This is a genomic window from Caldimonas brevitalea (assembly GCF_001017435.1).
Taxonomy (GTDB): domain Bacteria; phylum Pseudomonadota; class Gammaproteobacteria; order Burkholderiales; family Burkholderiaceae_C; genus Caldimonas; species Caldimonas brevitalea.
Genome location: NZ_CP011371.1, coordinates 6,214,324 through 6,225,730, shown reverse-complemented (window position 1 = coordinate 6,225,730; position 11,407 = coordinate 6,214,324). Strand labels below are relative to the sequence as shown.

At 68.1% G+C, this 11,407-nt stretch carries 9 protein-coding genes; all 9 read right to left on the bottom strand.

The genetic code is table 11. The features are described 5' to 3' along the window. Positions 1–40 precede the first annotated feature (40 nt). Positions 41–883 carry a helix-turn-helix domain-containing protein gene (locus AAW51_RS26560; RefSeq protein WP_083438613.1) on the bottom strand — a complete coding sequence of 281 codons (843 nt, stop codon included), beginning with the start codon at positions 881–883 and terminating at the stop codon, positions 41–43. Continuing rightward, on the bottom strand, positions 880–1,764 hold the full coding sequence (locus AAW51_RS26555; protein ID WP_047197025.1) for an EamA family transporter: 885 nt from the start codon (positions 1,762–1,764) through the stop codon (positions 880–882). Before AAW51_RS26555 ends, AAW51_RS26560 begins: the two co-directional genes overlap by 4 nt. A gap of 83 nt (positions 1,765–1,847) precedes the next feature. Beyond that, positions 1,848–2,798 (bottom strand): aminotransferase class IV, encoded by a 951-nt coding sequence (locus AAW51_RS26550; protein WP_047197024.1) that lies wholly within the window; start codon positions 2,796–2,798, stop codon positions 1,848–1,850. A gap of 8 nt (positions 2,799–2,806) precedes the next feature. Further along, positions 2,807–4,261, bottom strand: a complete 1,455-nt coding sequence (locus AAW51_RS26545; protein ID WP_053013937.1) for a KamA family radical SAM protein — start codon at positions 4,259–4,261, stop codon at positions 2,807–2,809. 376 nt (positions 4,262–4,637) lie between these two features. Further along, positions 4,638–5,345 carry a helix-turn-helix transcriptional regulator gene (locus AAW51_RS26535; RefSeq protein ID WP_047197022.1) on the bottom strand — a complete coding sequence of 236 codons (708 nt, stop codon included), beginning with the start codon at positions 5,343–5,345 and terminating at the stop codon, positions 4,638–4,640. A gap of 196 nt (positions 5,346–5,541) precedes the next feature. Next, positions 5,542–5,925 carry a VOC family protein gene (locus AAW51_RS26530; RefSeq protein WP_238947700.1) on the bottom strand — a complete coding sequence of 128 codons (384 nt, stop codon included), beginning with the start codon at positions 5,923–5,925 and terminating at the stop codon, positions 5,542–5,544. Between the two features lie 184 nt (positions 5,926–6,109). Further along, the gene (locus AAW51_RS31220; RefSeq protein WP_053013936.1) at positions 6,110–7,669 is read right to left on the bottom strand and encodes a methyl-accepting chemotaxis protein; all 1,560 of its coding nucleotides are present in this window, start codon (positions 7,667–7,669) and stop codon (positions 6,110–6,112) included. A 311-nt stretch (positions 7,670–7,980) separates the two neighbouring features. Continuing rightward, positions 7,981–9,711 carry an ABC transporter substrate-binding protein gene (locus tag AAW51_RS26520; protein WP_047197021.1) on the bottom strand — a complete coding sequence of 577 codons (1,731 nt, stop codon included), beginning with the start codon at positions 9,709–9,711 and terminating at the stop codon, positions 7,981–7,983. A 197-nt stretch (positions 9,712–9,908) separates the two neighbouring features. Then, positions 9,909–11,402: a glycerol kinase GlpK gene (glpK, locus tag AAW51_RS26515; RefSeq protein ID WP_047197020.1), complete on the bottom strand. Its 1,494-nt coding sequence runs from the start codon at positions 11,400–11,402 to the stop codon at positions 9,909–9,911. Positions 11,403–11,407 lie beyond the last annotated feature (5 nt).

Below are 11,407 nucleotides of genomic sequence, written 5' to 3'. Positions count from 1 at the left end.
CGTCGGAGCGACGCCCAGTACCATCGCTAGCAGGCGCTCCTCAGCCCAGTGCCGACACATGGTTCGCCTGCGCGGTACGGCGCGCCCGGTAGTCCCCCGGCGTGAAGCCCGCGAAGGCGCGGAAGTCGTGGATGAAGTGCGCCTGGTCGTAGTAGCCGCAGTGCAGCGCGAGGGATGTCGCCTCGAGATCGGGCTGGCCGTGCAGGCGCGCCACCGCGGCCTGGAAGCGGCACAGCCGGCTGTAGCGCTTGGGCGTCTGCCCCACCTCGGCACAGAACACGTCGATGAAACGCCGCGCGCTCAAGCCGCTGCGCTCCACCAGCTCTGCCACCGAAGGCCAGTGCAGGTCCGTCTCGAGCGCTTCTGGCCGCCATGCCGACAGCGCAAAGGCGACCGCGGGGTGAGCCGGGCGGGGCGCGTGTCGCACACCGGCCCGGCAGCGCCACTGGTATGCCAGCGCCTGTTCGAGCACGTCGAAACGCTGAGCATCGCCGCCTGCGAGGTGCAGGCGTTCGCGCAGGTCGTCGATGCCGGCGCCCCACAGCAGGCGCAAGGGCACTTCCTGGTCGGCCAGTTCGCTGATCGGCAGGCCGAAAAACGGCGCGGCGGCACCGGGGTGGAACTGCACGCCGGCCAGCACCATCTCGGCCTGGAACTCGACCTGTGACGCGCACGTCTGCAGGCCGATCGCCAAGGCGCCTTCAGGCACCGAGGGGCTGGGCCCGCCGGCCGCGAAGTCGATGATGATCTGCACCCCGCGGTCCGGCAGCACGTGTTCGCGCCAGTGGCTGCCAGCGGCGACGCTGCCGTCGCCCTGGTACAGCCACAGCGCTTGCACCCACCGTCCAAGCGGCGCTACCGGGGCACGGAACGCGAGTCTCATGACGAGGAGACCGGCCGCGACAGCGTCCAACGACTGGCGAGCACATTGAGCGCCAGCCCGGCCATCACCAAGGCGGCGGCACCGAGTTTCCAGCCTGGCAGCGCTTCGGACAACCACCAGGCCGAGGCCGCCATGCCGAACACCGGCACCAGCAGTGCGCAGGGTGTCACCGTGGCGGCCGGGTGCCGCGCCAGCAGCCAGTTCCAAACGCCATAGCCGAACAGCGTGTTGCCGAGCGCCTGCCACAGCACGGCGCCCCAGGCGACCGCGCTGGCCTGCTGCAGGGACTGCAGCATTGCGGCGGGGCCGTCGAAGACGAGGCTCAGGGCGGCCAGCGGCGGCACCGCGAACACGCTGGACCAGACCATGAAGGCGAGCATGTCGACACGTCCGGCCGACTTGGCCACCAGGTTGGCACCGGCCCAGCAGAACGCGGCCAACAACACCAGGGCCAGGCCCGAGACGGTGACGGTCGCATCCATGCGCACGGCGATCAGCACCATGCCGGCCACCGCAAACCCCAGCGCGACGGCCTGCGCCCGCTTCACGCGTTCGCCCCTGAGCAACAGGGCCAGGCCGATGGTGAAGAACACCTGCGTCTGGATCACCAGCGACGCGAGGCCGGGCGAAATGTCGGTGCGCATGGCATAGAAGAGCAGCCCGAACTGGCCCACCCCCAGCAGCACACCGAAGGCCGCCAGCGTGCCCCAGGCCACCGCAGGCCGCTGGACGAACAGCACGAAGGGGAAGGCCGACAGCACGAAGCGCAACGTGGCGAACCAGAACGGCGGCCACTCGGCCAGGCCGACCTTGATGACGACGAAGTTGGTACCCCAGACGAACACGACGGCGAGCGCGAGGAGCAGGTGAGGAACAGGCATGCCGGCAGCGGGCGCGTGGCCCTGGATTGGATCGCCATCGAGTGTAGCGACCCCGCCCGGGCCGGCCGCTCCCTCGAGCCCGCTCAGCTTGGCCGGCAGGGCACCGGGAACACCGCCGCGCCCCCCTGGGTGTGCCACAGGCTCCACGCGTCCAGGCCGTCTTCGGCCGCGGTGGCCGACGCCGCGCACGTGTGGCGGCGCACCATCTCGCGCGTCAGCAGGTCGTGCAAGGCCAACGTGCACGCGCCCGGGCGGCCGCGTCCCACCGGGCGGCCGTCGAGTCGGGTCACCGGCACGACCGGCTTGGTGGTGCCGGTGACGAACATCTCGTCGGCCCGCTCCAGCTCGGTTCTGCTCAGCGCCGCTTCGACCACTGGCAGTCCCGAGGCACGCGCCAGACCCAGCACGTGCTTGCGTGTCACGCCTTCGAGCATCATGCGCGCCGGGGTACGCAGCCGGCCGGAGAGGAAGCAGAACACATTGCCGCTGGTGGCTTCGGTCACCTCGCCGTGTCGGTCGACGAACAGCGCATCGTCGTAGCCGCGCTCGCGCGCCTCTTCATAAGCCAGCACGCTGGGCAGAAAGTTGAAGCTCTTCGCCTTGGGCAGCACCCGCTCCGCCTCGATGCAGCACACACTCATGCCGCGCGCGGCGACCTCGGGGGCAAGCTGTGGGTAGCGCGAAACGATGATGCTGAGCACCGGCCGGCAGTAGCGCCCGTGTTCGAGCGTGATCTCGGGCCCGACCCCGCGTGAGATGTTGAGGCGGATGCGTTTGCGACCGGCCAGCTCGAGGTTGCGCTCGTGCGTCTGATAGAGCCAGTGGCGCACCTGATCGCGTGACCACGGTATCGGGATGCGCACCAGCCGGGCCGACTCGAACAGACGGTCGAGATGGTCGTCGACGAAACACAGCATGTCGTCGATCGCCATCAGCGTCGTGAACACACCGTTGCCGTACAGGAAACCGTGATCGAAGATCGATACCTTGGCGTCGTCTTCGCCATAGAAAGCGCCGTCGATGAAGACCTGCATGATCGCTCCTAGGGACAGGCCGGTGCTGTCGAGCCGCCGTCAGAGGGGCCGTGCCGCACAGGCGTGATGGGAATCATCGGCGCGCGCCGGTGGGCGTCGTCGACACGCTGGAAGAAGAAGTGGGGTGCGTCGAAGGCCGGCAGCAACTCGTCGAACCAGGTGGCGTGCGGGTCGAAGCGTGCGTAGAAAGGGCGGCGCACCCAGTCCGGATTTCTGGCGCGCAGCAGCTGCAGCGCGAACACCCGCTCCGGCCCCAGGGTGACGACACCATCGATGACCACCTTGCCTTCGAAGGTGCTCATCACCGGCCCACGCACCGTGCGCGCCAAGCCCGAGACCGAGCGGTAGGCCGCCGAGAACAGATCGCAAGCCCGCGCCAGTGGCACGCAGAAGTAATCGTGCGCGCCGGTGTCGCGTTCGATGAACAGGTAGTAGGGCACCATGCCGAGCCGCACCGCTTCGTTCCACAGCTCCACCCACACCGCCGCATCGTCGTTGACATGGCGCACCAGCGGCGCCTGCAGTCGCATCGTCAGGCCGGTGTTCGCCAAGCGCCGCACCGCCTGCTGCGTGAGCGGATGGCGCAGCTCCACCGGATGGCTGAAGTGCACCATCAGCGCGAGATGGCGGCCGGCCGCGGTGATGCGCCCGAACAAGCGCAGCAGCGCATCGGCGTCGGCATCGAACAAAAAACGCTGCGGCCAGTAGGCCAGGGCCTTGGTGCCGATGCGAATGTTCTGCACATGCGAAAGTTCGGGCACCAACAGCGGCTCGAGACAGGTGGCCAGCGCCTGCGCCCCCATCACCAGCGGGTCGCCCCCGGTGACCAGCACGTCGCTGACCTCACGGTGAAGTTGCAGATAGCGCACCAGCGCAGAGGTGTCGGCGGCGCCGAAGCGCTGCGTACGATCGCCGATGAACTGAGCCCAGCGGAAGCAGTAGCTGCAATAGGCGTGGCAGGTCTGTCCGGCAGTGGGAAAGAACAGCACCGTGTCGTGGTATTTGTGCTGTACGCCGGCCAGGGGATTGCCGTCCAGCAAGGGCACGTTGTGGCTCATCTGTCCGCCCGGATGCGGGTTCATGGCAAGCCGCAGGCGTCGCACCTCACGTTCGATGGCAGCGTCGTCGCGACGCACCAGCACCAGGTCGCGCAGCCGGCGGTAGTCTTCCGCCGCCAGCATGTCGGCATGTGGAAAGGTGAGCCGGTAGATGGGGTCGTCGGGCACGCGCTGCCAGTCGATCAACTCGTCCAGCACATGCGCATTGGTGCGCAGCGGCAGCACTCGCGACACCACCTGCGTGGCCTCGCGCAGTGCCTCGGGCAGGCCTTGCCATTGGGGGGCGGTGTGAATGGTGTGTCGGGTGTAGGGCTTGAACTGCCGAGGTTGAACGTCGGCCGGGGGCAGCCGAGAGGGGGCGCAGCGCGGCCGGGCAGTCCAGTGCAAGGGCGGCGCAATGGTCATGGCGCGTCTCCTAGAGACCGGTGGGAAAGGCCCGCACCGGGTCACGCACGCAGGGCGCGGGGGGCAGGAGCGGCGTCACGCCGCCCGACCCTCCAGCGCTCCAGACCCGGGCCCTTGCGCACATCGATCTGCTGAAACTCTGCGGCAACCCTGCGACAGCTGCTGCAGCCTTGTGCTGTTTGCTGCTTGATGTTTCGATCCAACATAGCCCACCGCATGGCCAGGTACAGCCTGGCAGCCTTGACGGGCTCGTGACCGTAGTGGCGCATCTGCCCGCCCGGGCGTCGCCGGTCGCACTCGGTCTGCTGCAGGGCGACAGGCGCGCATGGAGAACCGCCGTGCGACACGCTGCGCGATAAGCGCCTTCGGGCAGCGCTCAAGCGTCGATGTCGCGATCGCGCTCGGCCATCTCGGCTTCGGCCTGACGGAACAGGTCGGCCAGTGTCTTGCCGGGTTCGTCCTGGTAGCGTTCGTTGAGCGGCGTGATCTGCCGGATGCGGTCGACCCGGAAGTTGCGGAAGTCGGCCCGCACCTCACACCATGCGCCCAGCGTCCACACCTTGCCCCAGTAGAAGCAGCCGAGCGGCCGCACCACCCGCTCGCTGTGCTGGCCACGCAGGTCTTCGTAGCCCAGGCGCAGCTTGATGCGCGCCTCGATGGCCTCGCGCAGGCGCGCGAGGCGTTCGAGCGTGGCCGGGTCGCCCACCTGCGGCGCATAGAGGGCCAGGCTTTCGGCGGCCACGCGTGCGGCCGCCGGCAGCACCGACATGATCTTGCCGAGCGCAGTCTCGGCCTGGCGCGCCAGTGCCGGGTCGAGCCAACCTTGCGCAAGCCGCACGGCGGCGGCCATCGCCTGGGCTTCGAGGCTGGTGAACATCAGGGGCGGCAGGTCGAAGCCCGCGTGCATGCGGTAGCCCACGCCCGCCTCGCCTTCGATCGGCACACCTTGCGATTGCAGGTCGACGATGTCGCGATAGACGGTGCGCTCGGACACCTCGAGCCGCTCGGCCAGCCACGCCGCTGTGCTGAGCCTGCGGCTGCGGATCAACTGCACCAGCTCGAACAGGCGTTCAGCGCGACGCATCACGCGAGTCCTTCGTTCGGGGTCCGGCGCAGCCCCGCCGGTGCCGAAGCAGGACGGGCGCTGAGAGCAGGGCATGATCCAGGGCGCAGAAGAACAGCAAGGCTTGGCCCCATTCGGCAGTGGCAACGGCAACGGCGGGAGGCTCGGGGTGAGCCTCACCTGCCGATACGCGATGCTACCGCCAGAATCGGGCGTCTCAGGCGAGCGCGTGCAGACCGATGCGGTTGCCCTCGGTGTCCAGCACATGTGCAAAGCAGCCCAAATCGCCGGGGAGGTCGACGCGCGGCATGCTCACCTTCCCGCCGGCCGCCTCGACCCGTGCCACCACGGTGTCGAGCGACGGCATCGCGTTCAGGTACACCAGCGTGCCTTGCGTCGACGGCGCGGGTGTCTCGCCACCGTGCAGCAAACAGCCCCCCGCGCCCGCGGCATCGCTCGGGAACACGGCAAGGCTGTAGGCCCCGAGTTGTTCGAGCCGCAGCGGGTGTCCGAGCAAGGTCTCGTAAAAGCGCTGGGCACGCGGCAGGTCTTGCACAGGGATCTCGAACCAGTTCGCTGCGTGACGGATGTTTTGTTCCATGAAGGCTCTCCTGTAGAAGTGAAACAGCAGCCCATGGTGACGACAGCCTCCTGACACCGTGGTGGCAGGAGGCTGTCAGCCCTGGTTCGTCTTGTTCTTGCGCGAGCCGCCGCGTCATCCGCGCGGTCCAAACGCAAACGGGGGCGCCCTGTTGGGAGCGCCCCCGTGCCGCATCGGGTGGACGTCAGGCGGCCAGGCGGAACACCCCGACCGTCTTGGTCAGCTTGCCGGCTTGCTCGCGCAGGCTCTCGGCGGCTGCCGCGCTTTGCTCGACCAGTGCCGCGTTCTGCTGCGTCATGTGGTCGAGTTGCTCGACGGCCTTGCCGATCTGCGTGATGCCGCTTTCCTGTTCGACCGACGCACGGTTGATCTCGCCGATCAGCGTCGCCACGTGTTTCACCTGGTCGACGATCTCCGACATCGTGGTGCCGGCATCCTGCACCAGCCGGCTGCCGCCCTCGACCTTTTCGACGCTGTCGGAAATCAGCGTCTTGATCTCTTTGGCGGCCTCGGCACTGCGCTGGGCCAGACTGCGCACCTCGCCGGCCACCACTGCAAAACCGCGGCCCTGTTCGCCGGCGCGGGCCGCTTCGACCGCGGCGTTCAACGCCAGGATGTTGGTCTGGAAGGCGATCGCGTCGATCACCGAAATGATCTCGGTGATCTTCTGGCTGGAGCTGCGGATCTCTTCCATCCGGTGCACCACTTCGCCGACCACCTGGCCGCCCTTGGCCGCCACACCCGAGGCGGTGTCGGCCAACTGGGTGGCCTGGCGGGCCGAGGCGGTGTTGTTCTGCACCGTGCCGGTCAGCTGCATCATCGACGCCGAGGTCTGCTGCAGGTTGCTCGCCTGCATTTCGGTGCGGCTGCTCAGGTCGTGGTTGCCTTGCGCGATTTCGCCGCTGGCGGTCGACACCGATTCGGCAGCCCCCTGGATGCCTTCCACCACTTCGCGCAGGCTGGTTTGCATTTCTTTCATCGCGAACAGCAGGCTGCGCGTGTCGCCGGAGCGCAGGGTGATGGTGCCGCTGAGGTCGCCCGACGCCATCTGGCGCACCACGGCGCGGGCGTATTCGGGCTCGCCGCCGAGCTGGCGCATCAGCGACGCCGCGATCAGCAGCGCCAGCGTCGTGCTCAGCGACACCGCCAGCGCCACGCCGATCAGCAGGCCCACGGTGGCCGCGGTATAGCCGCGGTTGACCCCTTCGACACTGTGCTGCGTGTCGGCCGCCTGCAGCGCGATCATCGTGGCCAGCGCATCGAACCACTGCGTCTGCGGGCCCTGCACCTTGTCGAGCAAGGTTTCACCGGCGGTTTCCTTCTGTCCCGACAAGGCCTGGTCCAGCGCTTCCTGAACCAGCGGCAGCACCTGTTTGCGGAACTCGTCGATGGCCGCGTAGGTCTTGCGCTCTTCCTCGCTCACCAGCAGCTGGCCCAGTTCTTCATAGGCGGCGTCGAACTTCTTCATCGCCTCGGTGCGCACCGCCTGCTGCGCCGCCTGCACCTCCTGGTTGCGCGAGATGATGACGTTGCGCACCGCACGTGCCACCGTCTCCAGCTCGCCGCGCATGCGGTAGGCCAGTTCCGTCTTGCGGTTGTTTTCCTTGACGATGACGTCGACACCCGACTTGACCGAGTTGAGCACACCCCAGGCGCCCGCGGCGACGGCCACCAGCAGCGCCACGGCGAGGCCGAAGCCGATGGTCAGGCGAGACCCGACCGACATGCGGTTGAACCACTTCATGCGACCCTCCAGAGTCGACTTGCGTGACGGCACGAGGGCCGTCGCAACACATCCCGGCGCGCGATCCGCGCGCCGGCTTCCGAAACTACTGAGACGGTATCGGCCGAATGTCGCCCGCGAGACAGTGGGGGGATCGCCTATCAAGTTCGGCACGAAAGTGCCGAGAGGGGGGTGCCGCCAGCCGAATCGCGGCCCCGCGAACGTCCTTGCCAGTGCTTGCGGGAGGCGGCACAGGCTGTTTCTATAGGTGGATCGCCTCGTCCTGGCCGGGACGGCGGCCTTGCACCGCACGTCACCGCGCCGGCCCGGTGTCAACGCGCCCGCCCGGCCTTCCACGCCTGCAGCAGCTGGTCATAGCCGATGGTCTCGCCCGCCGGCTTCTCGTTCGCCAGTTTCTTCCACGGTGCGGCGTAGGTCACCAGGCGGTGGACCGCGTCGTGCCGCGGATTGAGCTTGGGCGGGCAATTCGCCATGCCGGCGCGCTCGAGGCGGGCCATCACCTGGTCCATCTCGTCGGCCAGCGTGTCCATCGCCGCCTGCGGCGTCACCTCGCCGCTGACGGCGGTGGCGATGTTCTTCCACCACAGCTGCGCCAGCTTGGGGTAGTCGGGCACGTTGGTGCCGGTCGGCGTCCACGCCACCCGTGCCGGGCTGCGGTAAAACTCGATCAGGCCCCCGTACTTGGCCGCGTTCTGCGTGAAGTAGTCGTGGCGGATGTCGCTCTCGCGGATGAAGGTCACGCCCTTGATCGACTTCTTCAGCGACACCGTCTTGCTGGTCACGAACTGGGCATACAGCCAGGCCGCCGCGGTGCGGTCGGGATGGTGCTGCTTCAAAAAGGTCCACGCCCCGACGTCCTGGTAGCCGTTCTGCATGCCCGGCTTCCAGTAGGCACCGTGCGGGGAGGGGGCCATGCGCCACTTGGGTGTGCCGTCGGCATTGACCACCGGCAGGCCCGGCTTGGTCATGTCGGCCGTGAAGGCGGTGTACCAGAACACCTGCTGCGCGATCTGGCCTTGTGCGGGCACCGGGCCGGCTTCGCCGAAGGTCATGCCCGTGGCTTCCCGCGGCGCATACTTCTTCATCCAGTCGATGTATTTGGTCAGCGCATAGACGGCGGCCGGCGAATTGGTCGCGCCGCCCCGCTCGACCGAGGCGCCCACCGGCGTGCAACGGTCCATCGCGACGCGAATGCCCCACTCGTCGATCGGCGAACCGTTGGGCAGCCCCTTGTCGGCGGTGCCGGCCATCGACAGCCACGCGTCGGTGAAACGCCAGCCCAGCGACGGGTCTTTCTTGCCGTAGTCCATATGGCCGTAGATCGGCTTGCCGTCGATCTGCTTCACGTCGTTGGTGAAGAACTCGGCGATGTCTTCATAGGCCGACCAGTTCAACGGCACGCCCAGTTCATAGCCGTACTTGGCCTTGAACTTCTCCTTCAGGTCGGCGCGCGCGAACAGGTCGGCCCGAAACCAGTACAGGTTGGCGAACTGCTGGTCGGGCAGCTGGTAGAGCTTGCCGTCCGGCGCACGGGTGAAGCGGGTGCCGATGAAGTCCGTCAGGTCCAGCCATGGGTTGGTGAACTCGCGCCCGGCGCCGTCCATGTAGTCGCTCAACGGCATCACGGCGCCATAGCGGTAGTGGGTGCCGATCAGGTCGGAGTCCGACACCCAGCCGTCGTAGATCGATTTGCCCGACTGCATCGACGCCTGGAGCTTTTCGACCACGTCGCCTTCCTGGATCAGGTCGTGCTTGACCTTGATGCCGGTGATCTCCTCGAAGGCACGCGCCAGCGTCTTGGCTTCGTACTCGTGGGTCGCGATGGTCTCGGACACCACGTGCACCTCCTTGATGCCACGCGCCTGCAGCTTCTGCGCCGCGCCGATGAACCACTGCATCTCCATCAGCTGCTGCTTGGGATTGAGGCTGGAAGGCTGGAACTCCGTGTCGATCCACTTCTTCGCTTCGGCTTCGCCGGCCTGCACCGCGGGTGCGCCCAGGGTCAGCGCGGCCAGGGCGGCGGCGCTCAAGTACTGCTTCATGAACCTCTCCTCGTTAGACATCGATCGGGCGCGTCGTCCGCGACGCGCCATCGCCCCGCCTTTCTGACGGGGCGTGCTCGTGTCCTCCCGGGCCGTCTTGCTTCGCGGCTGTCTTGTTCTGCTCGGCTCTGATGGCGGAGTCGTCGGACGCTGGCGGCGCCGCCGCGCCGCGGTGCCGGCGCGGCCCGGCGGCTGGTTTATTCGAGGGTGGCCTGGCGCACCGCATGCTCCCAGCGCTGCATCAGCTCTGCGGCGCGGCTGCGCGGCATGGTGGGCATGAAGCGGCGCTCCACCTGCCACTGCGCCGACAGCTCGTCGACGCCCTTGTAGACACCGCAGCTCAGGCCCGCGAGGTACGCGGCGCCGAGCGCGGTGGTCTCGATGACCTTGGGCCGCACCACCGGCACGCCCAGCAGATCAGCCTGGAACTGCATCAGCAGGTTGTTGACGCAGGCACCGCCGTCGACCCGCAACTCGGCCACCGCCGCGCCGCCGGCTGCCTGCGCATCGCGGCTCATCGCCTGCAGCAGCGCGGCGCTCTGGAACGCGATGGACTCGAGCGCCGCGCGGGCGATATGGGCGACGCTGCTGCCGCGGGTCAGGCCGACGATGGCGCCGCTGGCCTTGGGTTTCCAGTAAGGCGCGCCGAGGCCGGTGAAGGCCGGCACGAACATCACGCCGCCCGAGTCGGGCACCGATTCGGCCAGCCCCTGCACCTCGCCCGAGCCCTTGATCGCGCGCAGCCCGTCGCGCAGCCACTGCACCACGGCGCCGCCGATGAAGACACTGCCTTCGTGCGCGTATTGCGGGGTTGCGTTGCACTGCGCCGCGGCAGTGGTGATCAGGCCGTTGGTCGACGGCTCGCCCTGGTCGCCGGTGTGCATCAGCATGAAGCAGCCAGTGCCGTAGGTGTTCTTGGCCAGACCCGCGCGGAAGCACGCCTGGCCGAACAGCGCGCTCTGCTGGTCGCCGGCGATGCCGCCGATCTTGAGCGAGGCGCCCAGCACACCCGCGTCGGTTTCGCCATAGACGTGCGAGGACGGGTGCACCTCGGGCAGCAGCGAACGCGGGATGCGCAAGGCGTCCAGCAGCTCGTCGTCCCACTCGTTGCGATGGATGTTGAACAGCATCGAACGCGAGGCGTTGGTGACGTCGGTGACATGCAGCCGGCCGCCGGTGAGCTGCCACACCAGCCATGAATCCACCGTGCCGAAGGCCAGCTCGCCGCGCTCGGCCGCAGCTCGCACGCCGGGCACGTTGTCGAGGATCCACTGGATCTTGGTGCCCGAGAAATACGCGTCGATGACGAGGCCGGTCTTGGCGCGCACGGTGGGCTCGAGCCCCTGCTCGCGCAGCTGGGTGCACAGCGGCTCGGCGCGCCGGTCCTGCCAGACGATGGCGTTGTAGACCGGCTCGCCGGTCTTGCGGTTCCACAGCAGTGTGGTCTCGCGCTGGTTGGTGATGCCCAGCGCCGCCATCTGACTGGCCTGCAGCCCCGCCTTGCCCAGCACCTCGCGGGCGGTGGCCAGCTGCGTGCTCCAGATCTCGCGCGGGTCATGCTCCACCCAGCCGGGCTGCGGATAGATCTGGCGAAACTCGCGCTGCGCCATCGCAACGATGTTGCCTTCGGCGTCGAACACGATGCTGCGCGAACTGGAGGTGCCCTGGTCGAGGGCGAGCAAATAGGTCATGGGGT